A 24,321-nucleotide genomic window follows, 5' to 3' on the forward strand; every position below is an offset into this window, starting at 1 on the left:
CTTGCGATGATAATCGTCGGGAACATAGCGACCGGGGCCATCGGTGCCGTAATGACGCTCGAGCGCGGCGTCGAACGCAGCCCGCTCTCGCACACGGGCTAAATCTTGACGCACCGCTTCGTGATTGGGATGGCTTTGCGAGTATTTGATACAGTGCTTTCGCATCAAAATTAACGCTCGCTCGGGCGTATACGTTCGCTCGCAAAGATCGACATGCTCTTGAATCACGCGTGCTTGTTCGTGCAGCGTCGGTGGCGGAGGCAATGGGTCACCGCTAGCGAGTGCCCGAGCCTGAGAAAAGATCCATGGATTGCCGATCGCACCTCGCGCGACGGTGACCCCATCGATTCCGGTCTGCTCGAGCATTCGCAAACAATCGGCCGCGGAAAACAAATCGCCGCTACCGAGGATTCTCAAGCGGTCGCCAACATGCTGTTTCACGTCGGTCAGGAATTCCCAGCGACTCGGGCCGATGTACCGCTGTTTGACCGTGCGTCCGTGAACCGTCGCCGCGGCAAGTCCAGCATCCATCGCACCATCGAGAATCTCAAAAAATGCGTCACGCGATTCAGCGGTATCGTCCATTCCGCGTCGCATTTTCACGGTGACGGGAATGTGATCGGGAACGATATCACGAGTTCGCCGCAGAATCTCGATCGCCACCGCAGGCTGCGACAAATGGAAACCGCCACGGCAACGCCCGAGCACCTTTTTGACGGGACAGCCGAAGTTGACATCGATGATATCAAACCCAGCTTCGACCAATTTCATCGCGCCAGCAGAGAATTGCTCTGGCTCGGCTCCCATCAACTGGCCACCGACCGGCGGTTCATCAGGATCAATTTCGAGAAAGTGTTTCGTTTTTTGGCGTTTGCTCAGCGCGACCAAAAATTGATCCAGCATCACCTCGCAAACGGTATAGCTGGCCCCGTGCCGACGAGCGATCACCCGCATCGGTAAATCGCTGTATCCCGACAACGCGGCTTGAACGACCGGAAATCCAATCGAGACGTTACCAATCGTGAGCGGTCGTGTTTGAAATGTGGTAGTCATAATATTGGTGATTGCTGGACTTTGCCCCGTGCATGACCGAATCGGTGGTGGCACATACTCAAAAAAGAGGCGTCATGTTAAATTCAGACATCAAAATCAGTGCCTTCTTGCTGGCCATTCTTGTTCCCTCCTTCACGATAGCCAAAGCTCCGCCGACCATGAAAATTGAAACAAGCCGATTCGGAACAACGCCTGCCGGCGACGAAGTCACTCGTTTTACGTTGACCAATTCGCATGGCAATTCAGTTTCGGTAATGAATTGGGGAGCCACGTTGTTGGACGTCAATGTGCCGGATTCGAAGGGCAACGTCGGAAACGTGAACTGGGCCTTTTCAGAGCTCGAGCCCTATTTGTCGGGACATCCCTATTTTGGCAGCACCGTCGGCCGTTTCTGCAACCGCATCGGAAATGGAAAGTTTACGATCGATGGCCAAGATTACCAAGTCACCCTGAACCATGGAAAACACACCCTCCACGGTGGCAACAAGAACTTTACCTACCAATTTTGGCAGGGCGAAAGCTACCAGAACGGTGATGCCGTGGGCGTCCGCTTTCACTTGACCAGCCCCGATGGGCAAGAAGGCTTTCCCGGCACCGTCAACGCCACCGTCGATTACAGCTGGAACGACCAAAACGAATTGCGAATCGCGTTTTCCGCGACCACTGACGCCCCCACCCACGTCAATTTGACCAACCACAGCTACTGGAATCTTGGCGGCACCGGCAGCGGGACGGCACTGGACCACATCGTCACGATCGAAGCGGATGAGGCGTTGGACGTCGACGACGATTTGATCCCGACTGGAAAAATTAACAGCCTGGACGGCAGTGTGCTCGATTTCCGCAAGCCTACCGCGATTGGCGACCGCGTCGAAAAACTTCCTGCAACCAAAGGCTATGACCATTGCTACGTCGTTCGTGGCGAAGCCGGAACGCTACGAAAAGCGGCGAAAGTGGTCGATCCAAAATCGGGACGAGTGCTGGAAATCGAAACCACTCAGCCGGGCATGCAGCTGTATAGCGCCAATCATCTGCCCGGCAACGAACATTCCGCCGGCGCGGGCGGCCACGATGCATTTTGTCTAGAGACTCAGCATTACCCGGATGCCCCCAATCATCCATCGTTCCCCAGCACGCTGCTGCGGCCAGGGCAAACGCTAAACGAAGTGACCGTGCACCGATTCAGCACCCAGGATTAGCGGCTGAAGTATTCTTCACAGCTGATCCCCATTGATTCCCGTAGCGAAACTCGCCAAGAGTTTCGGCGGGCATTGAGTAGGCCGGATCAAGTCGCGATAGCGACGCCGATCCGGCATGATGCGAACGTGATGGAAAGTTCGTCACCGCAAGATGCCGGAAGTCTTGGCGACTTTCGCTACGGGAGATTGGGCGATTAGCGTTTGCCCAATTCACCGCGGGCGTGGCGAGCGAGTGTTTCCTGATACTTTTTCTTGCCCTCTTCGACACTCTTGCGAATCGCCTTGGTGCTCTCTTCGCTTTCGCGTCGCAGCTCGGCAATCATCTCTAACGATTCGACTTGAAATCCGCTGATCGAGTCCACCAATTTCTGGACTGATTCTGGATCGATTGTGCTGCCGTAACCGGCCTTCAATGCAGCCCGTTCGAGTTCGCGGCCGAGTGTGGCAACGTCCTCGAGTCCCTTGTTGACTCCGGCCTTCATCGCCTCGGTTGCCTGCGTGACTTCGTGCAATCCGTGTTGGCTGGTGTAGACCGTGCCCAGGATGGTGAAGACATGTTCGTTGGTGGTAAAGAACGTGACCGAGCGGCGATAAACGCGTTCCTTCACATCGTGCGTTTGTTTTAGCTTGGTGATCAACGTTTCACCGACGTCGTAGCCGATCTCCAAATTTTCGGCGATGTCTTTGAGCAGTTGGTAGGTTTCGTCCTCTTTTTCAAAACGGTGACGCGCTTCATCGCGAGCGAGTTCGGCTTTGCTCTTGCCCCCTTCGTCGTCACCGGCGTAGTTGTCCAATGTCTCTTGGGTCGTCGCCAAATCGGCCTTTGCCGCCTCGAGAATCGGAACCTGCATATCCAACAATTCACGAGCCAGGATTTCGGCTTCCTTCAGTGCGAAACGGAAATCGATATAGGCGTCCATGATCAGCTCTTCGGTCTTCAGAGCTTCCTTGGTGTCCTTGGCCACGTCGCCATAGATCTCGACGATTTTTTCAAAGCGATCACTTGGTGTGCCACGGCGGAGCTTCATCCACCAGTTGGAAACTTTTTCGGTGCCGCTGATTTTGCCGTCGTCAAGTTGTCCGATCAGCCGCTTGCTGTCCTCGCGAACCGAGTCGAACATTTGAGTGATTTCCATGTAACGATTGCCGATTTGAATGCTTTCGACATTTTCGCGTACCAGCGAGTTAAACGCACTCATGTGTTTGATCACCTCGGCGATTGCAATCACTTTGCCTTCGTCCAAGTGGCGAACATCTTCGAGCAGCGAAATCAGTTCTTGCGGTGCTTCGTTTGCACTAGCGCCGCCAAATTTCTGCAGCACACCGAGCGCACGATCGAGGTACTCGCGCATCGATTTCGAATCACGCTCCCTCGCGACTTCGGCGGCCGAGCGAGTCTCACTCTTTTGGGGTTCGGGTGCGGACGCTTGCGCTTGATCGGACATGCCGTAATTCTCCACGATTGATTGGCAATGAGTTGCCGGTGTGATCAGTGATTGCACTCATTAGATTAGGGGCAACAAGCCCGCATGGCAATCATACAAGGGGGTGCCAGAGCGGCTTCGAACCGCGCGCCCCGGCCGCCTGTTTTTCTTGCCTAAAACGATTCCGGTCGCAGTTCCGCAATCGCATCGTGCTACCGCATTTCTGCGGAAACTAAGTGTTTTTGCCGACTACTTGCATCCAACACACTCGGAAAAAAGGAACGATTGCATAGAATAACAAAGCGACATGCCACGTCCGCTTTTGCATTTCCCCCCGTTTCCCCGTTTGTCAGACCCCACGTGTAATGCCCAACGCCAACGCACAGCAACAGGCTCCGCGACGAACACGTCCGCATTCAATGTCTGCGATCGAATTGCCTGGCCAAAACCTGACGCTCGAAGAAACATTGCGTGTGATGGACGTCGCTCGCGAGATGCGGGACCAGCGTGAAACCGCCGAAGAGATGTTCCGTCACGATGACGTACGGACAAACCTTCGCAAAAAATTAATGCGTGCCGCTCAGCTGTCGGGCGACAACGTCACCGAAGCCGAAATCGATGCAGCAATCGATCAATACATGTCGACGCTGCACACGTATGAAGACCCTGAGCCGGGACTGAAAAGTTTTATTGCCCATTGTTGGGTGTGGCGAGATCGCATTCTGTACGGTGCGGGCACGCTTGCCGCCGCCAGCGGTTTGCTGTGGTATTTGTTCGCTTGAGATTGTCAATATTTTCGCGTTTGTGTCGGTTGGATCTGCTTCGCTACAAGGTTTCCCTGCAATGCCCATTTCCGGTCCCGTGGTTCATCGCCAATTGATTGAAGCGTATGCCAATGCGCAAACGCGGCTTGAACAAGAACGGCAGCGAATTTCTTCGTCCAAAGGGGAACGCGAAAACCTCGAAGATCATCGTGGCGATGCATTGGTCGAATTGGCCGAGCACTATTTGCCTGAACTGAGTCTCGACGCGATCCGCGAAACATGGAGCGAGGTTCGTTCGAGTGTCGCTGATGTGTTGATGCGAAAAGAAGATCATCGCCGCCGTGTGCGTGATTCGCTGGCCCACGCCAATCAAAACCGCGAGCAACGTGAAGCCGAGTTGATGACAATCAATGTCGAATTGGATGCGGCGAGAGAAGCCGAGCAAGAAATTGCCGATCAAGTCGAACAACGGCTGCGAGAGTCGGACGAATTTGTCCGGCTTTCGGATCGTGCGGCCGTGGCCGAAGCAGCGCTCGAACGCGCGGAAGCCAATTTGCAAGAGATCGATCAGGACGCTGCTCGCAAATTGCCCGCTTATGACAGCAGTGCACTGTTCCGCTATCTGTACGACGAGCGTTTCGGTACCGAGCAATATACCAAGCGTGGGTTCACTCGACGTGCGGATCGATGGTTAGCCAAGTTCATCAACTACCAACAAGCGAGAAAGAGCTACGAGTTTCTGAAACAGACGCCCGAGAAAATGCGTGAGATCATTGCCGCGGACCGCCAAGCGTTTGACACCGTAATGAATGAACTCGAACGTCATCGCGACGAAGTTGCCAGGAAGCTTGGGTTACAGGCCAAATTTTCAGAACGACAACATCTCGAAGCAAAGCGAGAATCGAAATTACAGGTTCTCAACGAAGTGACCGAGAGCACGCATGCAATCGAACGTGAATTGACGGAGCTTGATGACAGCCGAGGGCCGTACTATCGCGAAGCCATTTCTATTTTCCGCGGCATGCTAGAAAAGACCGACAGCCGAGAACTGCGAGAGCGAGCCAAAGAAACTCCTGAACTAACCGACGACCAAATCGTTGCCCGATTAGCGGGCGTCGAATTGGAGATCGATGAGTTAGAAAAAACGGTCGAAACACGGCGAGATAGCTTGGTTCACATGCAAGCGATGATGGATGCGTTGGGGCAAGTCATCCAGCGGTTTCGCGCGTTACAATTCGATTCGTCTCGATCGCAGTTCGTCGGCACACTCGATGTATTGGACGATTTGTACCGGGCCCGCGACGTGAGTGATGTGAACGGTTTGTGGGAACGCATCCGGTCGGCTCAACGCTGGGGGCCGACCGCAGCCGAAAAGATCACCCAAGCGGCAACACATCCGATGTCGCAAGTATTAATCAACGCGATGGCTCATGCGGCTGGCGGTGCGATGCAGGCCCATGCACGACGCGCCGGCCAACGTCGCGGGCGAAACCGAGTGATGTGGGACAGCGATGACTCCAGCGGTGACCATCGACGTCGGCGTTAGCTAAAAGTCGATTGGGGGCACCATGTGGGATCGGCTTCTAACCTGTCGATGATGCATGACAGACTGGAAACCGATCCCACTTTCTTTACCGACGTCCCGAGACGTCGGGCGACATTGCTAAGTGAGATCCAGCAGTCCTTGGCAAACCAAGTGCGTATGGGTGACGTGCTTGCTTTGAATATGAGGCGAGATCACCGCAGCATCGCCACCACAGAGGATCACGACGGGCGGCTGCGTCGTTTCACTGGAACGCTGGGAATGGAGACGCTGGGAATCGAGACGCTGGGAATAATAGGCGATCAAGCGGTCGATCGACGCGGTGACACTCGTCAACACCCCGAGCCGGATCGCGCCGACGGTATTGCGTCCTGGAATCGAGACGACGTCCGAATTCTGCCAATCGATCATTGGCAGTGCCGCAGTCCCCATCGTCAATGCGTTGGTCTGCAGGGTTAATCCGGGCAAGATTGCTCCGCCGGCAAACGCGCCCGCGGCGTTGACCAGATCGACGGTCACGGCACTTCCCGCGTCGATCACGATCAACGGAGCGGTGTAGCGATTGTGTGCCGCAAAGGCGCTGAGTAATCGATCGATTCCCAATTGGGCCGGTGATTCGACGTCAATCGGCATCGGCACATCACGGTACGAGATCAGACGTCGCGTGGACTCGGGAAACGACCGCTCGATTTGTTTGCACAGCGGATCCGAAGCACGCTGATTGACGCTAGCGATTCGCCACTGCCATGCTTCACTCACCGCTTCACTGCGAGTCTGTTCGCGTACCCAATCGACAATCGATTCGCACCATTGCGATCGATCCAGTGCAAAGGAGCGGTGAATCCAATCAGGGTTTGCTGCGTCCGCAGCCTCTGTTTCCACAGCCAAATCATTGCTGCAGAGCGATAATTTCACTGCCGTGTTACCCACATCGACCGCGATCACGCCGGCCGGCCGCTTCACGTCGCATCCTCCGACTCTGACTTGGCTTTTTCCTGCGATGCCTCGAGGTCAAAGTCGGTCGCTTGGTTATCGTCGGACATCAATGCCGTCGGTCCTGCCAGGTGAGGTGGCAAGCGTCGGCGAGGCTTTTCAGGCTGGTCCGCCGTCGATTCGCTAACACGATCGGTCTTCTTCGACTTGGCAGCCAAAGCGGCTTCGCGTCGTTTTTGCACTCGAGCCATGATCTCGTTTTTCAGCTCCTCAAGCCCCTCGCCGTTGAGTGCACTAATCATGTGGACATGTTTGCCAGTCACTTCGGCAAGCGTTTGGCGTAATTCTTCGGCACCTTCCATTTCCGATTTGCTGACCACCACGATCTCTTCACGCTCCCCGAGCGACGCATCGTACTGAGCCAACTCGGCGCGGATCGCTTGATAGTTGTGCAGCGGTTCGGTGCCATCGGTGGGCGAGGGTTCAACAAGATGGACTAACAACCCCGCTCGTTCAACGTGACGCAGAAATTCGTGACCGAGTCCGATGCCTTCGCTCGCCCCTTCGATCAATCCTGGAATATCGGCCAACACAAACGATCGTTCAATTCCGATCTCGACGATGCCAAGATTGGGGTGTTTGGTGGTGAACGGGTAATCGGCGATCTCGGGACGGGCGCTTGTGATACGGCTCAGCAGCGTGCTTTTGCCGGCATTTGGCATCCCGACCAGTCCGACGTCGGCGATCGATTTGAGTTCGAGAATCACATCACGAGACTCGCCCAATTCGCCCATCGTTTTTTCGTACGGAGCGCGGTTGGTGCTCGATTTGAAGGACGCATTGCCGCGTCCCCCTTTGCCGCCTCGAGCGACGACGAAACTTTCGCCCGGCTCGGCCAAGTCCTTGATGACAAATCCGTTTTCGGCATCGATCACGGTCGTTCCCGGAGGAACAAACAATGTTTGATCTTGGCCTCGACGGCCGTTTCGCATCGAGCCTTGTCCCGGTTGCCCTTTGGTGGCTCGATACATCCGCCGGTTTGCAAACGCCGCCAGCGAGTTCACACCGTCGCGGGCTTCCAGAATCAAACTGGCGCCGTCCCCCCCGTCGCCTCCGTCAGGGCCACCGCGTGGAACGAATTTCTCTCGGCGGAAACTCATACAGCCATCACCACCTTTGCCGGCGTGAAGCTCGATTCGAACGCGATCAACGAACATGTTGGGGATTCTTACAGAACAGAAAACGGCTGACCCTAGTAAAATGAGGGCCAGCCGCGGTTGGATGGTGGCAACGCGCCGCGTTCGAAAGCCAAGCGTGCTTCGGGATTCTGCCGAGAAAGTCGACGGACTTTCGCAGGGGGTGAAACACGCTTTTAGTCGATCATGCAGCTAAAACGCATCCTATCTGAAAATCCAGCGATAGTCGAGTCGCTCGTCCAGCCCGTAGTGCTCTAACACGTACTTCTGTTCCTTCGCTTTCTCGTAAGCAGGAACGCCAAACCGAATGGTGTCGAGGTTCTGAGCGATGGCGTCGCCAGGGCGATAGAAGTTCAACTGTAGTGCCTTCTTGCGATACGGCGCATCCGAACCTTCGCCATCCTGCTGGAACGCGTTGGTCAAACCGAAAACGTCGACGGAAAAGAAGTCCAGCTTCGGATCAACATCCTCCCACGTCGCCACGCCCCATACGCCCGGTGCTGCGGGATCGCTGGTTCGCGGTACATCGACGCGTGAAATTTCGACCGTGTTGTACAGCGGAGCGGTGATTTGTTCGCGAATCGCAATCTTCTCTTTCGCGGTTGGCAAAATTCGATCGAGATAACGCTTTCCGGTAATCCGGTTGTTCAACACCAACATGGGAAAGACGCGGCGTGATTCGTAGCTGACCGATTCAATCCGCTCGTAAACATCCTTGCCGCCAATTTCGTCTGCGGCAGGACGCAAATCGCCACCGAGATAGCGGACGCGAAAGACCATATACCAGACCAATTTTCGTTGCAGTCGCCCATCGGCACGCGGCACATCGATCAGGATTTGGCGAAGGGGTTTGAAGGCGAATTCGAAACAATAAATCTCACGTCGCAAGAACACCTGCTGAGCCATTTCGGCCAACATTCGGCTGCGTGGATCAAAGTGGGGTGTCCCTTCGGGGTGCGAATCGCCACCCCACAGGATCTCGGGATGCCCGTCCAGCAAGGTCTGTAGCGTCAACGGTCCGTCAAACGTTTCCACAGGATCCGGCGCGGGCGGGATCACAGTCACCACGCCCGGAGCGAACTTGGTCTGCTCGGTCGAAGAGGGATCTTTCACAGCATCCCCCGCTTCGTTGGTCGCCTCTTGTGCGAACGTATTGCTAAAAAAGGCGAGACAAAGCCCGGAGGATAAAATGGCTCGACGAGAAAACATATTCATACCATCGGTGTGGTGAGGAATTATTACGGCTATGAGATTTCAAATCTGGCAATTTGGACGACGATTACCGCACGTCGCTTGCCGAGGAAACCGGCGAGTCGTCATCGCGATCGGTTTGGATCTTCGAGCGGGTTGCGATTTCAACATGCTCTTCCGCGGCGACACTGGGATCACGGAACCGCAGTGTCTCGCTCAATTGTACATGCGAGCCGGCAAAATCGTCGACGGAATCCCCTTCCATCGTAAACGTCGCGAGCACACGACGGCCCGAATCGTCGGAAAAATGCTGAATAATCCAGCGGATGGGCACCTCTTGAACCGCGCCACGAGCGATCACCGTCAACACGCCAAGCCCCTCGTCATTGACCGTTTCATTGGCAAGTTCCAGCTGCACTAACTGCTCACCCAACGTCTTTTTGACGTCTTCCTGCAACGCTTCGATCGTCCACTGTTTGCCTTCCTCGAGTTTTGAAAGGCGACGAAAATCGCACTGTGCGATGCTGCGATCGTTCTCGATCATTCGCATCATCGCCACTCCGCGAGAATCGGTCATCATCCGCCAACGTCGATCCATCCGAGTGGAAATCCCCACTTGGTCGCTCTGCAATTCCACCAATAAATGAGTGGGATCCACCGCCGCGGTGACGTCCATCGCCGGCGGCCTGACAGGCATCTTGATCGGTTTTGTAAGCGGTTGCCGAACCATCTTGATCGTCGCCGCTACGTCAAATCCAGGAACCGCAATGCCGATTTCGCGGGTCTCGTGCACCGCCATCGCAAACCAAGTGGTGACGCCCGCTTTGCGGTCGAACGTCATCTTGCCCACCACACGAATTTTCGTCGGGACGCCTTCGACGCTGCCGTCGACGTTGCCGCGAATTTGAATGCGGGCATCGGCCGAGGTGACAGAGACCACTTCAGCCTTGACTTCGCTCTGTTCGACCGACGTCAGGTTCAACAGATAACGCATCAATTCGGAATCGATCACGTATTGGTCGCCCACGACGACCGCATCGTTTGGCAGCATCCCGTCCACAGCGACGCTTGAAACCGGAACACGCAACAAACCGAGTTCGTCGTTCGTCAGCGATTTCGTCGTCGAGTATAAGACCTCTGGCAACGTGTCCCGTCGCAACATCATATGTGCCACGGCCGAGCGCAATTTCGAATGACGTTTCAGACCATTCAGCTCATTGATGCTGGCGGCTTCGTGATAGAAACGCTCGGTCGCCGTGACAAAGGAACCGACCTCTGCGTCGCTGGGCAATCGATAACGTTCTTCGTAGTCAAAAACCGCTTCGCTTTTGAGCGGTACCACCATCGCTTTCTTTCGCGACACCAACGAGTTGGCGGGAACGTTGACATTCCCTTCAACATCCAGCTCCATGCGAACGCGGAACAATTGCGAATCGGCACGGACCGCAAGCGTCACCGGCTCGCTGACTTCCTTTTCGACCTGGCTCGACGACGGTTCTTCAGCCTGGGCCATTGCGACCGAGACCGAACTGGCTGAAACCGCGGTGCCTGCGATCAAAACCGAGGCCATTCCTAAGAACTTTCGCCGACTTGCGGTGTTTTCGCGGGTCAGGGCGTTCGAAAGAATTTGGCGTGACATATCCAACCTATTTCAGTATCCAGAGTTAATACGATCTTCGAAAACCATTGCTACCATGGCGAGTGGCGGTTCCGAAATCCGCGCTGCGTAGCGCCCACCTTGCCTTTGTTTGATCGACCATCCTGAGGGGGACAGCTAAGAAAAAACCGGCACAATCCACAGAAACGGCGCAATGCGGCTGAGAAAGATGCGGCTGAGAAAAGACTCGCTCAATCGTGCCACGCCGCGAGAAGAAAAGATGACAGCCATCCGCAAGCAGCAATAACTACAATCCGCAGAGCAGGGTCGACAACGGACACACCCCTCTGTAGCATTAGGCGGTCGATCCTATGAAGCCTGCGGTCTCGTAATGAGACGAGATAGCCATCGGCGGGACTAAACTTGCAAACATTTCGAAAATTTTACAATCGAACTGGACTATTGGCGGACAGATCCCCAGAACGGGTATTCTGCTGGAGGAACGCTAAAGCCTTGCAGGCGAACATGTTTCGCTAATTTTTCGAAAGATTTTTGTCTGAATCAGCTCACTTTGGCCCCAAATTTCCTATACATCTCCGTTGGTCAGTTAGCCGGTAGGTCGTTTCGAGTGCGAAGGCACATCCAAAGCGGATTTTGCGTGAAATTGCCAAATCCTTAGAAAAAAGTGAACATCCGCCGGATTTAATTGGTCAGAAGTGGAAACGTAGTGTGCGTTTTTCGCGTACTATGAGTGAATGCCAATGGCAAGGAGTCGTTGGTGGTTTCGCAAAGTGAAGTGCGGGTTGGAAACTTTCTTTCCAACTGCGTTTTTCGGCAGCGAAGCAAACAGTATCTTGCCCTACGGATAGGGTGATACCCGGGCAACACCGGTACGAAGTCGAGCGATCCGCCGGGGTCGCAGGGAATTCAATCGACACCACGTACCATAGCACTGGGAAGGGAATGGCGATGCACGAAGAATATCGCGACGCAAAAATTCAGGAACTCCGAGATCAGCTGACTCGATTTGCCCCCAAGGCAAAAAAGGTCGAGCAAGCTGCTCTTGCAGAAAAGCTCTGCAGCGAGATCGAGCCGAATCGGCCGTACTCGTTTGATTACCTCTGTTTCCGCATCACGAATTATCGTCCCGAAAAGCCAAGTCGACATAACGTCGAGGCGGTGGATCTGAAGCACGATCTACATTTGCTGATCGAAGACCTCAGTGATTCGGCCGACGTGGCAGTGAACGAGTTCAGTGAACCGGTCCACACCGTCGACGACCTGAGTCGTTTGTTCAGCGTTTCCACCAAAACGATCAGCCGTTGGCGAGATGCCGGTTTGGTCAGCCGCCGGCTGCTATTCGGTGGACGAAAACGTGTCGGTTTTCTGCACAGCAGCGTGGAAGCCTTTATTGCCAATAACCGCGAAAAAATCCGTCGCGGCGAACGTTTCAGCCAGCTCAGCGATGATGAAAAGAGCGAGATGGTTGAACGCGCCCGTCAATTGGTCGAAGGCGGAGCGAGTTTGTCCGATGTCACTCGGCAATTGTCCGAGCAGATGAATCGCAGCCCGGAAACAATTCGCTACACGCTGAAGAACTTTGATGCCGATCACCAGTCGCTGGCGATTTTCCCCAACCATCGTGCGACGTTGACCGACGACGACAAACGCGCCATTTTCAAATTGGCGACCCAAGGTGCATCGGTGTCCCAATTGTGCAAACGTTTCAAACGTACGCGTTCAAGTATCCAGCGGATCTTGTTGGACATGCGGATGCAGCACGTGATGGAGTTGCCGTTGGACTACATGTACAACGAAGACTTCGACGCACCGGCACGGATTCTCGAAGCTCGCGAAGCCGAAATTTTGGCGCCGCTTCCCGAAGCCACCACGCCGCCACGCAAAGTCCGTGTGCCCAGCGGATTGCCAAGCTACTTGGCCGCGTTGTACGACGTGCCGCTATTGAATCGCGAACAAGAATACCACTTGTTCCGCAAGATGAATTACTTGAAGCACAAGGCGAGCCGATTGCGAGACAGCCTCGAAACGGCCGGTGCATCGCGTACCGCAGTCATGGACCAAATCGATTCGCTGTACGAAGAAGCGGTCAAAGTGAAGAACAAGATCGTGCAGAGCAACCTGCGTTTGGTCGTCTCGATCGCCAAGCGTCACGTTGCCAGCAGCGATGACTTTTTCGCCTTGATCAGCGATGGCAATATGTCATTGATTCGTGCGGTGGAAAAATTTGACTACTCACGTGGCAACAAATTTAGCACCTACGCTTCATGGGCCATCATGAAAAACTTTGCTCGTACGATTCCGAGCGAGTTCAAGCATCGCGATCGATTCCGCACGACGACCGAAGAATTGTTCTTGTCGCGTCAGGACGATCGGCTCGACCCCTATGCCGAAGAAACCGTACAGCGTTCACGGCAACGCGAGCTGTCGAAAATCTTGGACCGCTTGGACGAACGCGAACAGAAAATCATTACAGCTCGCTTTGGCCTCGGACGTGGCAACGAACCGCTCACGCTAAAAGAGGTCGGTGACGAGATGGGAGTGACGAAAGAACGCATTCGCCAACTCGAAGTACGAGCGCTGATGAAACTGCGTGAAGCCGCGAACGAAGCGAAGATTGATGTCGAGCTCGGCTCGTAAGCCCCCGCTCAATTGAAGCCCCCACTCAATTGAAACCCACTGTTGAATCAACCTCCCGCTGCGAAACAAGTATCGCAGCGGGAGGTTTTCGTTTGATCATGACGAACGTCGTCCCGGCAACCGCACTGCAAAACAGACTTCGCAGCGATTGCGAGCCAGTTGGCGAATTTGAATGTCGGTCGCCCCCCACGATTCAACCTTTCTTCGCCACGATTCGATTCGCTCGGCAGCGTCGTAATCCCCTAGCTTTAACGTGATCAATAGACCTCGAAAATTGCTGTTGCGATTAGTAACAATATTGGCAACGGTTGCCAGCGTTTGGTTCGGTGTGACGCTGGAATCGACCAGCATCCATTTCGCGCCGCGGAACTCGCGGCGAGGCAGATCATCGGCGCGGGCGACAATGTGGCGAAAACGCGGATGTTCGGCAATTCGCGGGTCCATTTCGGCTGGATCGATCCCGATCACATCCATCCCTAGTTCCAGTAGCCGGCCGCAGGCGCCACCGGGAGCCGACCCGATCTCGACGGCAAGATCGCCTCGCTGCATCTCAAACCCACTCCACTGGATCGCTTCGGCCGCTTTGTAATAGGCACGCGAAACCGGTTCCTCGGCCAAATCGATGGGCTGGATTCCTCCGGGCCATCGCGTTGGCCACGTTTCGGCTTCATGCGTGCCGATGAACCAATGCGAGGGTTCAAGCAGCACGATATCGAGAATCTTTTCGCCGGGCTGGGCGACACGATTGGCAGCATCCGAGCGAATCCAATCCGCGCCGATCTTTGCGTAGATCTCCTCTGCAATCGCTCGCGAGACTTCATCGATTTCCGGCTCAAAATCGAAGCGACCGATCGGGGCACGATCTTTGGGCCACAGATGCAATTGGTCAAAACGGAACTCGGCGGGATAACGCTCATCCAGCAATCCGCGGAGCGTTTGGATCAGCGACGCTCCATCGGTTCCGCGTGCTTGGCCCAGCGAAGCCGACGACGTGCGGATAAAGATCCCTTTGGGCGGCGTGCGAGCTTCGTCATGCTTGGCGGTGACAAATCCCGGCCGCGAAAACGCCAGTCGCCATCCTTCGGAAACGATCGATTCTTTGACCGCTTTTTCGGCACCGTAGGCGCAACACATCATTGCAAACGAAGGGCCTGTGGAGGTCGACGCGGTTAAGGCTTTCTTATTCACTGCGATACTTTTCGTTTGGACGTTGCCGGGGGGCGGGGATAGGTTGCGGGTGGATCACGCCGAAATGCTGCGAGTCGTTCTGCGACGCCAGGAATCAGTTTCGCCGCGTTTTCATGATAAATTTTCTTGAGCACGTCGTCCGGCAGATCAATTCCATCAATCGTCCACATGCCTTGCGGGGGAGGCACTTTTTCACTGTACGGAAAGTTTTCGTCACGCGTCTCAAAGAACCGCCAATAGTAGCGGAGCCTGGCTTCGGGCCATGGGCCATCGGTCCCAAACAGGATCCGATCGGCATAACGAATCATAAAGTCGCGTGACGTATACGGTTGACGTCCTAGTTCGTTGATCCGCGACGCAGGCTCGACCCAAAGATTGGGATAGGTGTCCAACCACTCCGCGACGGACGCCAAGTCTTCGGCGTTGTTCGCCATATGAGCACCGATGAACTGCGTTTTTGGATGTCGTGCGATCACACGATTGCGATCGGCGAGCAGCGAATCACGCGACGGGAACTCATCGCCATGAAAGCTCCAATTGGGGTGACGACTGAGTTCTTCCCAGCGTTCATTCGTTTCGTCGATGGGATCAAAAAAGGCGGCGGGATCGGCGGTGTGAATGATCACGGGGATCCCTAACTCGCCGCACGTCTGCCAAATCGGATCCCAGCGAGGATCGTCGATTTTGATCAGCGATCCGTCCGGATTTTTGTAGCCGAGACCGAATCGTTTAAATAGTTTCAGACCACTGACGCCTTTGCTCACCGCGTCACGCAGCTTTTCACTGGTCCGCTCGGCGAAACCACGACGGTGGCAATCCCAACTAGCCGGATCATCGGCAGCCCCGTCGCCTTGCCAATCGATGTTGGCATAAATCACAAAGCGATCGCGATAATCGGTCCAAAGTTCTTTGATGTGTGCATCGAGCTGGCTACCCAGCTTGCCGTCCAACGACACACACACGGCGATCTGGTTGCGATCCATCAGTTTGACAAAGTCGTCGATCGCCTGCGAATTTCCCCGCAACTTGTAATAGAAGTGGGTGTGCACATCGACCACGGGAAACGCGGCGTGGGTGCGAGGATGCGACGGGACGCGAAGCTGGCTTCGGGGGCGAAAATTTCGCAATAAAAGTTCTCGGCCCTCACGCCCGTCCAGCGGAGCATCCGAGGGGGCAGGGGGAGTAGCCGAGGGGGCAGGGGATGTGGTGTTTTCAATCGATTCAGGCGACTGTCCGTCGGCAATGGACATTGACATCAAGGCGACAAACACGCTAAGCGCCGCTGAAATGATCGGCGGCAACGCGGGGGCTCTTGAACTTGTGAAAAGACGCAGGTTTATGAAGAAATTTTTTCGCGTCCGAGTGATTGGTATGTTCTTGCGGCGGCACCACGTTTGGGCGGCAGTCATACGAACATTCTCCGGTACAATAACGTCGTCTAAGTTAGCCATCATCGTCTTGGGTCATTGAATGTCATTGGTTGGTAAACACGGGTGAACATGGATCGAACGGAGTACCAGACGGCAGGCGGCCAATCGGCAAGCCAAAAACTGTCGCTAGAGGCCACCACGCCCCCCGCGGAAGTGCCTGGCTATCGGCTGCAGCAATTCCTAGGCGCCGGTGCGTTTGGCCAAGTTTGGGTCGGACTCGATTTGAACACCGGACGCAGTGTGGCAGTGAAATTTTATCTGCACCGCGGGGGTGTCAATTGGTCGCTGCTTAGTCGCGAAGTCAAAAATCTGGTCCAACTTTCCGCGGATCGCCACGTCGTGCAAGTGCTGGAGGTCGGTTGGGATGCGGTTCCACCCTATTATGTGATGGAATTGGTCACCGGCGGATCGCTCGAAGACTTCCTTGAACATAACCACCAAATGCCGGTAACCGAAGCGGTCGACATGTTCCGCAAAATCGTGGTGGGGCTGAACCATTGCCACGGCAAAGGGGTGCTGCACTGTGACCTGAAACCCGCCAACGTTTTGCTTAGTGACGACAACGAGCCCCGTTTGGCCGATTTTGGGCAAAGCCGGATGTCGCATGACCAGACTCCGGCGCTGGGAACGCTGTTTTACATGGCTCCTGAGCAAGCCGATCTGAACTCCAGCCCCGACGCACAGTGGGATGTGTACGCCGCGGGTGCCATTTTGTATCGGTTGCTGACGGGCACACCGCCGTATCGTGACGAAACTATCGTGGGCGAAATCGATACCGCCGGATCGCTGCCCAAACGACTCGAGCGGTATCGCGAAGCCATCCAAAAAAGCGATCCTCCCAACGACCACTTTTTAGTCCGTGGTGTGGACCGCATGTTAGCCCGGATCGTAAACCGCTGTCTCGCTCCGAATCCGGCTGATCGCTACGAGAATGTCCAGCAGATTCTGCAGGACCTGAATCGTCGCGACCGTGTGCACACGCGTCGCCCGCTAATGCTGCTGGGTATCGTCGGCCCGCTGCTGGTTTTGCTAGCAACGGGAATCTTTGCCGCTCGCAGTGTCGAGCATGCCAGCCAGAGCACGATCAAGGCGCTTCGCCAAGAAGCGTTTGGCAGCAATCAATTGGCGGCTAAGTTTGCCGCGCGTACGCTCGAAAGCGAGATCGAACGCTACTTTCAAGCCGCACGGACTGAAACCCGTGGTCAGGAACTTCGCCAACTGCTGCAAGAATCATTCAACCACCCCGAGATGAAAACGGCACGCGAGATCATTGGATCCTCGCGAAGCAGCCAGGCCGAGAAAATCGCCGCTCGCGAGTCGATCCTTGACGCGGAACCTCGGCTCGAAATTGACCGTTGGCTGCGTGAACGGTTGCAGCGGTACGATGATCCATCTCCCTCGTCACGCCGGCCGCGGTTTGCCACGATGTTCATCACCGATGCAATGGGAACGATCATCGGGATCGTCTACGACGAAGCCATCCCGCGATCGCAAAACAGTGCGGGACGCAACTTTGCGTTTCGTGGCTATTTCCACGGCGGACGTAACGATCTGAGCCCTGAAACGCCACCCGAGACCATTGCCCCGCTCGAACGAGCTCACTTGTCTGCTGCGTTTCAAAGTACGGCGACAGGGCTTTGGAAAATCGCGGTGAGCACGCCGATTTATTTCACCGACGACCACACTCGTCCTGATGCGGTGTTCGTGGCCACAATCAATCTAGGTGATTTCCAATTGCTGCAAAGTGAACAGGGAGCGAATCAGATCGCGGTGCTGATCGAAGCACGCGAGGGACCGATGCGAGGCACCGTGCTGCAACACCCTTTGATGGACCAGCGGCGTGAAGCAGGCGAAACACTGGCGGGTGAAAAATTCCAAGTCGACGCCAAATTGATCGACCGTATTATGGAAGGCGGCGATGTCGATTATCACGACCCCGTTTCCAACTGTGTCGACGGCAAACCGTACGCAGGCGACTGGATCGTCGCAATGCAGCGAGTGGAATTGCCCGATCCCGAAAGTCTTGAATATCCGCCGGGCAGCGAGATCCCCAAAGAGACCACTGATCTATTGGTGCTGGTTCAATACCGACTTTCAAAAGTCATGGCACCGGTCGGCCAGATGCGTTCGGTACTGCTGACCGAAGGAGCCTTGGCAATCGTCACGATCTTGTTTGTCACCATCGTCTTATGGATCTTCGTGCAACGCACCGGCGAATCGCGGGTTGCGTCGGAAACCGTGCCGGATAAAGACACCAGCGATCGAACCGGAATGACCGAGACTATCGCGGTTTGATCTTCCCGCAGCATGAGTTCATTTGCTTGAAACAAGAATACTTCAAAAAAGGTTTGCAATAGGAAACAAGATGGTTGACCCCAACAAGGATGTCGAACAGCCGAGCGAAGAGAACGCTCCGATGCAGCCCGAACCACCGGACAACGACCAAGGAAATAGCGATTCCGACAGCGACGTGCCGCAAAACAGCGAAGTCACGCAAAACAGCGACGTGGTGACGGGCAGCGACGTGGTCAACAGCAGCGACAACCGTACGCAGCTGCCCGATGACGACGACGCGCAGTCGGCTGAGGAGTCTTGGAGTGATGATTCCGAAGAACTGTCACTCGATGATCTCGGAGCGGCTTATGCTCGAGCCGCTGCCAAACATGATCCCGAAGCCTTTGCTCCCAGCGAGGAGGACGACGAGGCCGCGAACTCATCCTCAGGCGATGAGCTCGAAGCGGCGTTTGATGACGATGCCGAGTCCGAAGAAGACGAATTAGTCACGCCCGAGGCGATCATCGAAGGGGCCCTATTTATTGGTCATCCCGAAAACAAGCTGATTACCGAACAGCGACTCGCTTCACTGATGCGCGAGGTCACCCCCGAAGAAGTGGTCGAATTGATCGAGAAGCTAAACCAGTCGTATCGCGACGCCGACCAAGCACTGCGAATCATTCGCGACGACCAGGGCTATCGGATGACGATCTCACCAGAGGTCGAGAAAGTGAAGCGATCGTTTTTGGGCAAAATCCGCGAGGCCAAACTCGCCCAAGCTGCGATCGAAGTCCTGGCGCTTGTCGTCTACCAACCCGGCATTTCGGCCCAAAAAGTTCAAGACCAGCGCGGCCGTGAATGTGGCCCGCTACTAAGCCAACTCGTCCGTCGTCAACTGCTCAGCATCGAACGCAAAGTCCCCGAGGAAGGCGGCCGCGCGGTTCCGCACTATTACCCGACCGAGCGATTTTTGACGCTCTTTGAACTCGAATCACTCGACGATCTGCCACAAGTCGAAGAAGGCCTGCGTGGCGTGACGTAAGCGATCGATCAATCGCCATCCCCGGGTTCCCAATGAATTGCAGGCTCACGATCGACGATCGTACCGACGTTTTCCACTTGCGAGCCGCGGCACGTTAAACTGAAACCATGAGTTTCACTCCCAACGACGATCGTGATTCGTCCCGCATTACATCGCCCCCCAGTTCGGCGGCCTCAAAAGTACGACGTTCAGGCGTACTGAAAATTTTGGCGGGCGTGATATTTTTCGTTGCCGTATTCGCTTTCTATGCAACCTTTATCCCTTCGCCGCGTGTCGCACGCGGAGTGCTCAGCGTCACTGCGGATGACGCCTCAGACAATGGCTACCGCCAGGTTGGCGAGGTTTCAGACCAAGCTGCGTTGTCGGCAAACGCAGTCACGCTCGAAGCCTCCCACAACGTATCCACGGTTTCTACGTCCAGCAGTTCCAATGGCGCTCGTTTCTTTGCACGCTCGCTCGCGATCTATAACGAAGGCACCCATCTGTTGATGGAACGAGTCGGGCTCGATGTTTTCGAAACGCTTCGCGACCAAGAACGTTTTGACACGCTGCATTACGTGCCCGCTGGCGAACGACTCGCGGATGGCGGACCTCTACCCGAAGTCTTTGTCACACTCAATATGAAATCGTGGAAAGAACAGGGGCTGCCGGGACACAAGACCTATGATGGCGAGTTGGTGGTGACGCTTGGAAACCAGTATCGAGGATCGAGCCATCACTACAGCACCAATACCACACCGCCTCAGGTGAGTTTTCGATCGCAAATGAAGATCGAATATCACGCGACCCAAACAGGATTCGAAACGTCGGGCGCCCGCTATCAAGCGGTCAGCCGGGATATTGCCAAAGAGATCGTCAAGCGGTTCGGAAAACTGTTGGACGACATGGCCGAAAAACACTCCGTGCCAGGCAACATTCCCGATGCGTTCTATCCCACCTATGTACCGCCGCCGGCATTTGATTTCGTCGAAGTCCTGAAGGCTGAAAAGAGAGTCGACGGGCATTTGTTCATGTCGCCGACCGAGGCGGTTTGGCAAGTGACGAACGGGGGATCAACGCAAGACACCATCGCCACGGTGATCGAATCGTTGAGAAAATTGGGCTGGGACGTCTCCGATAATAATTCACAGAATGATTACTTGCGGGCAACCCACGGCAACGAGGTCGTGACCGTTTTTAGCGAGAACGATGGCTTAGGAGCTTCACTCGTCGATGAACAGAAGCAACCGAGCGTGTTCGTTGTCTACCGTCGCAGCATGAGCGAAAAATCGTTCGCCGAAGCGATCAAGCAATTGATCCAGTCGGACGCGAGTGAGTCCACGTTGTTGATGTTTCAACAGCGATGGTATCGCTACCCAGAACAGATTGGCCAGTTCTTCGAGAAGCATCATCCAACCCATCCCGACACATGGCTACAGCTGGCGCGTCTTCACAAAACGTCCGACCCCGAGGCAGCGATACAGGCACTGCTGAAGGCAACGGCGCTGCAACGCATCACCGCCCAGCAATCTGCCAACACGTCAATGAAGAAGCTGGCCGAAGAGTTGGGGATGGAAGAGCTGCCCAAGCAGATCTCGGATGCGACGATCACGTCACTCGGATTGAACAAGTTAACGAGTCCTGGCGAATTGGAATTGATGCTCAGCGATGACGGGCAAGCGATCATCTATCTCGGTGAACGCAAGGACCGGCAAACGTGGCTCCTGCTTACGCCCGCGCCCAAGCGAGGTTCCGGTGCCGAGCGTCCGCTGCGAATTCAAACATTCCAGCTCGGTAAAGGTGTCACCAGCCGAAGTACTCAGACGGTCGGCGACCTAACAACCGAGCAAGAGCGGATTTATGCAACTCGCGCCGGCAAAAATGACTCGCTCAATATTTCCAGCGTTCCGGCTCCCGAACCAGGCCGCTACCGCCTGAAACTACAGCGCACCGCAAACTGATCGAACGCAGGAATCATTGGTGAAATCCCATCAACCGTTTGGGCGCTAGCGGCTTGTTGTTTTAGTGAGCCGCTCGCGCGTCAGCGACCGGGTTCCACGCATTCCCGGTGCCTTACGGCACTCGGCTCACCAATGTGATTTGCATTTCGCTTAAATCAACAAGCAGCTAGCCCCGGTTCCGGTGCGCCGTTTCTGAAGGGGCGGTTCGTTGAGTGACGGAACGGTGACTAGCGGCAAAACCGCCAACGCTGTGACGCATTCTTTCGTAGCGAAACTCGCTGAGAGTTTCGGTTTCGGCTGCCTAATTGGCTTCCGACTCAGCGGCAATCTCTAGCCATACCGGTTCTTTCGCTGGCATCGGCACGGTGATACGAACATTCTGAATCACGGGACCGCCAGGAATGGCGAGCATGGTTTGCGGGAATTCGGCACCACCCTGTATCTCGACCGTGATTCCGTTTTCATCGCTCTCATCGCTCTCATCGGCAGTAGGCAGCCACCAGACTTGGCGATTCGGAATGCCTTCGTATTGCCAATTTCGACTCAGTCCCAGCGGATAGTTTAATTTCGTTGCGTCGGCAACATCCGTGGTCAGATTCAATCGCGTCATTTTGCGTTGACTTCCTGGCACGGCGACTTGCGGTAACCGCGTCACCGATATCTCTCGCCAGCCAAACGGTTCGTTGACCGATCCGCTGCCGCCGGCAAGTTTCGCAAAATCGATATCGGGATAGAACGCTGAAAGCGGCTGACGCAAAGGCTTGCTCGACGTGTCTGTAACGCTCTGCGGATCGGGAACCATCTCGATTTCACGCCAATGGAATTTCGCATCAAAACGCGTGACCAATTGGCATGCTTTCATCGCGGGACTGTCGGGGGCCGAGTGAGGCAGAAAACCAACCCGATCCGGATGCGCCGCATCGAAGATGATTTCCACGATCGGCTTGGCACCCGAAGGGAATGCTTTGAAGTGAGCAAAGATCCGCATCGTCTTGCCATCCTGCTGAATCGCATTCTCGGTAATCAATTCATGCGAAAAGCTTTCGTCGTATTGCTTGGGCGCGACGATCGATTCCCGCAGTGAAACAGGAATTCCATCCGAAAGATTTGCTTGGGCTTCAGGGATTTCAGCGGCGGCCCCTTCGCTGGCGAGGATAGGGCGGACCGAGATGCCCAGCGGACAATACGGATATCCGCGTCGCTCGTCTCCGTAAGTCGAACTCAGCGATGGAACGATGCCAATCAATCCGACCAGATTGGTGCGGTGAGCACGCAAGACCTTGATCCCCTGGCGCCCCCCCGTTCCCTCATAGCCATGTCGTTCTTGTGGCGTGTAAAACACGGGCGAAGGCGGTGGCGTCTGATCTGCAGGCGAGATCCAAAGACAATTCCCCTTGCTGTCGTATTCGTCCGGAATATCAACCGATCCATATTTTTTCAGCGGATGTTTAAGCGAGTACCGCTGCACCTTTAGCTTTAGCGGTTCGTCCAGTGGGTGTGCGGTGGATTCCGTTGCAACATCCCCCGTGCTCGAACTGCCGTAGGACTTGACCCAATCCTTAGGATGATGCTGCTGCAACACGAGATCGTCATCGATAAAAACCTTGCTATGATGCCCTGACACGTCTTCGATGCACTTGAGATGAATAACATGCTGGCCTGTGGGCAATGCAACCGCCTGGTATTCCGCTGGAAAACTAGCCTTGTGAATCGACTCGGTCGCGAACCTCAATTCCAAGCGAGCGTCCTCAGGTACGTTATAGCGCCAACTGTTGATATCGTGCCAAATGCCGGGCAATGAACGAATATTCAGTTGCTGGTCATCGAGGATGACCAATTGGGTCGTCGCCGCTCGCAGCGATGTAATCTTGGACTCGAGCAGCGGAATGTGTCTGCGAGCGAACAGGATCGGCAACCATGCGGCGACCACGGTGGTGAGCAATAGCAACTCGAGTAGCCCAAACCGCGTCCAACGGTGTTTTGCAGGCAGGTTTCCAGCGGTCGGCATCGCCTCGTTTTGCGATGCCGGTGGTGGCGGCGTCGATGCCGAACGATTGAATTGATTCATGGCCGAGCCTCCTGCATCGAATCGGCCGCCCCTTTTGCCCATGCTTCAAACGCGTCTTTGTACTCGTTGCTATGCATGTAAACGACGAAGCCTCGATACAAGTTTTCTTCCGTTTTGCCATTTCGTTTCTTGGCGAGATTCTTTTCACGAATCCGAATCAAACAAATCGCCTCGTCAGTGTCAAAAACGCGAGTGCCAACGTCGGCGGGCACGGGGACATCGATGACCAAATCATCGATAGATTCGATCTTGAAATCGTCGGGCAAAACTCCTGCGCTGGAACTGCCGCCGGAACTGCGACAAAACCTCCATTTCCCGTCGCTGTGGATCAGCGCCATCGTCATGAGCAGCTCTTCGGATTCCATGTTAGAACCTCCCCAGCTTCCGCCCGAACTACCACGGCCCTGCGGCGAGTCTGCGGTCACTAACCCACGCTGAGTTCGAAAAGCCGGTCCATAGTCCGCGGGGATGTGGACGCGGTATCGCCACACATACGCTTGATCCACTCCCGGCGGTATATCGTCGTCCAAAAAAGGCATCGGACAGATGGCTACTTTCGTTGGATCGTCGACCTCCAATTCCCCGGCCTGCGTTCGCAATTTTGCATACGTTCGGCGTAGCTGAGCCAGTTGTCGGCTATATCCAATCGATCCCGCCACGCCGATGATGACTGCCAGCGACAGCGTGATGCGAACAAGCCGAAGCGGTCGTGATCTCGTGGCAAACAAATAAGGCTCCAACAAAACGTCGTGAGGCGAACGGCACAAACGTAAGTATCTAAGTGGCACATCCGGTAGTGGACGAGGCTAAGTTTACTTCAA

The 24,321-nt window shown here is 55.2% G+C and carries 17 protein-coding genes; 7 read left to right on the forward strand and 10 right to left on the reverse strand.

Annotation, left to right across the window (positions count from 1 at the left end; translation table 11 throughout):
• Positions 1 to 1,053, reverse strand: a 1,053-nt coding sequence (locus tag RMSM_RS22380; RefSeq protein ID WP_052031756.1) for a tRNA dihydrouridine synthase, incomplete at its 3' end; no start/stop codon positions are given.
• Positions 1,054 to 1,127: 74 nt separating this feature from the next.
• On the opposite strand from RMSM_RS22380, the gene RMSM_RS22385 reads away from it, so the two are divergent.
• The gene (locus tag RMSM_RS22385) at positions 1,128 to 2,252 is read left to right on the forward strand and encodes an aldose epimerase family protein (RefSeq protein ID WP_008701726.1); all 1,125 of its coding nucleotides are present in this window, start codon (positions 1,128 to 1,130) and stop codon (positions 2,250 to 2,252) included.
• Positions 2,253 to 2,446: 194 nt separating this feature from the next.
• Here RMSM_RS22385 and RMSM_RS22390 read toward each other — a convergent pair whose 3' ends face one another.
• On the reverse strand, positions 2,447 to 3,697 hold the full coding sequence (locus RMSM_RS22390; protein WP_040769000.1) for a hypothetical protein: 1,251 nt from the start codon (positions 3,695 to 3,697) through the stop codon (positions 2,447 to 2,449).
• A gap of 344 nt (positions 3,698 to 4,041) precedes the next feature.
• Here RMSM_RS22390 and RMSM_RS22395 point away from each other — a divergent pair, with 344 nt between their 5' ends.
• Together RMSM_RS22395 and RMSM_RS22400 are read left to right on the forward strand one after the other, a co-directional pair.
• Positions 4,042 to 4,458, forward strand: coding sequence for a DUF6384 family protein (locus RMSM_RS22395; RefSeq protein ID WP_008701733.1), 417 nt, complete (start codon positions 4,042 to 4,044; stop codon positions 4,456 to 4,458).
• 61 nt (positions 4,459 to 4,519) lie between these two features.
• The gene (locus tag RMSM_RS22400; protein WP_052031754.1) at positions 4,520 to 5,986 is read left to right on the forward strand and encodes a coiled-coil domain-containing protein; all 1,467 of its coding nucleotides are present in this window, start codon (positions 4,520 to 4,522) and stop codon (positions 5,984 to 5,986) included.
• Between the two features lie 117 nt (positions 5,987 to 6,103).
• Here the strand turns inward: RMSM_RS22400 and RMSM_RS22405 are convergent, their stop codons facing one another.
• From RMSM_RS22405 to RMSM_RS22420, 4 genes are all read right to left on the reverse strand, one after another.
• Complete coding sequence (locus tag RMSM_RS22405) at positions 6,104 to 6,946, reverse strand: type III pantothenate kinase (protein ID WP_008701737.1); 843 nt, start codon at positions 6,944 to 6,946, stop codon at positions 6,104 to 6,106.
• Positions 6,943 to 8,133: a GTPase ObgE gene (gene obgE / locus RMSM_RS22410; RefSeq protein WP_008701740.1), complete on the reverse strand. Its 1,191-nt coding sequence runs from the start codon at positions 8,131 to 8,133 to the stop codon at positions 6,943 to 6,945. The genes RMSM_RS22405 and obgE overlap by 4 nt, the downstream gene beginning before the upstream one ends.
• A 183-nt stretch (positions 8,134 to 8,316) precedes the next feature.
• Complete coding sequence (locus RMSM_RS22415) at positions 8,317 to 9,327, reverse strand: hypothetical protein (RefSeq protein ID WP_236622262.1); 1,011 nt, start codon at positions 9,325 to 9,327, stop codon at positions 8,317 to 8,319.
• A 64-nt stretch (positions 9,328 to 9,391) separates the two neighbouring features.
• Positions 9,392 to 10,942: a hypothetical protein gene (locus tag RMSM_RS22420; protein WP_008701744.1), complete on the reverse strand. Its 1,551-nt coding sequence runs from the start codon at positions 10,940 to 10,942 to the stop codon at positions 9,392 to 9,394.
• Positions 10,943 to 11,869: 927 nt separating this feature from the next.
• On the opposite strand from RMSM_RS22420, the gene RMSM_RS22425 reads away from it, so the two are divergent.
• On the forward strand, positions 11,870 to 13,558 hold the full coding sequence (locus tag RMSM_RS22425) for a sigma-70 family RNA polymerase sigma factor (RefSeq protein ID WP_040769007.1): 1,689 nt from the start codon (positions 11,870 to 11,872) through the stop codon (positions 13,556 to 13,558).
• Between the two features lie 96 nt (positions 13,559 to 13,654).
• Here RMSM_RS22425 and RMSM_RS22430 read toward each other — a convergent pair whose 3' ends face one another.
• Together RMSM_RS22430 and RMSM_RS22435 are read right to left on the reverse strand one after the other, a co-directional pair.
• The gene (locus RMSM_RS22430; RefSeq protein ID WP_040768993.1) at positions 13,655 to 14,746 is read right to left on the reverse strand and encodes an SAM-dependent methyltransferase; all 1,092 of its coding nucleotides are present in this window, start codon (positions 14,744 to 14,746) and stop codon (positions 13,655 to 13,657) included.
• Positions 14,743 to 16,155 carry an amidohydrolase family protein gene (locus tag RMSM_RS22435; RefSeq protein ID WP_008701749.1) on the reverse strand — a complete coding sequence of 471 codons (1,413 nt, stop codon included), beginning with the start codon at positions 16,153 to 16,155 and terminating at the stop codon, positions 14,743 to 14,745. The genes RMSM_RS22430 and RMSM_RS22435 overlap by 4 nt, the downstream gene beginning before the upstream one ends.
• Positions 16,156 to 16,245: 90 nt before the next feature.
• Here RMSM_RS22435 and RMSM_RS22445 point away from each other — a divergent pair, with 90 nt between their 5' ends.
• The 3 genes from RMSM_RS22445 (at position 16,246) to RMSM_RS22455 (ending at position 21,432) form a co-directional block, all read left to right on the forward strand.
• Positions 16,246 to 18,471, forward strand: coding sequence for a serine/threonine protein kinase (locus RMSM_RS22445; protein ID WP_008701751.1), 2,226 nt, complete (start codon positions 16,246 to 16,248; stop codon positions 18,469 to 18,471).
• Positions 18,472 to 18,541: 70 nt separating this feature from the next.
• Positions 18,542 to 19,492 carry an SMC-Scp complex subunit ScpB gene (locus RMSM_RS22450; protein ID WP_008701753.1) on the forward strand — a complete coding sequence of 317 codons (951 nt, stop codon included), beginning with the start codon at positions 18,542 to 18,544 and terminating at the stop codon, positions 19,490 to 19,492.
• 107 nt (positions 19,493 to 19,599) lie between these two features.
• A complete protein-coding gene (locus RMSM_RS22455; protein WP_008701755.1) occupies positions 19,600 to 21,432 on the forward strand; it encodes a hypothetical protein in 1,833 nt (610 codons plus the stop codon).
• Positions 21,433 to 21,733: 301 nt separating this feature from the next.
• On the opposite strand, the gene RMSM_RS22460 is transcribed toward RMSM_RS22455, so the two are convergent.
• The gene (locus RMSM_RS22460) at positions 21,734 to 23,500 is read right to left on the reverse strand and encodes a hypothetical protein (protein WP_008701757.1); all 1,767 of its coding nucleotides are present in this window, start codon (positions 23,498 to 23,500) and stop codon (positions 21,734 to 21,736) included.
• Positions 23,497 to 24,228: a hypothetical protein gene (locus tag RMSM_RS22465; RefSeq protein WP_236622263.1), complete on the reverse strand. Its 732-nt coding sequence runs from the start codon at positions 24,226 to 24,228 to the stop codon at positions 23,497 to 23,499. Before RMSM_RS22465 ends, RMSM_RS22460 begins: the two co-directional genes overlap by 4 nt.
• Positions 24,229 to 24,321: the final 93 nt, after the last annotated feature.

The organism is Rhodopirellula maiorica SM1 (assembly GCF_000346295.1).
Lineage (GTDB): Bacteria > Planctomycetota > Planctomycetia > Pirellulales > Pirellulaceae > Novipirellula > Novipirellula maiorica.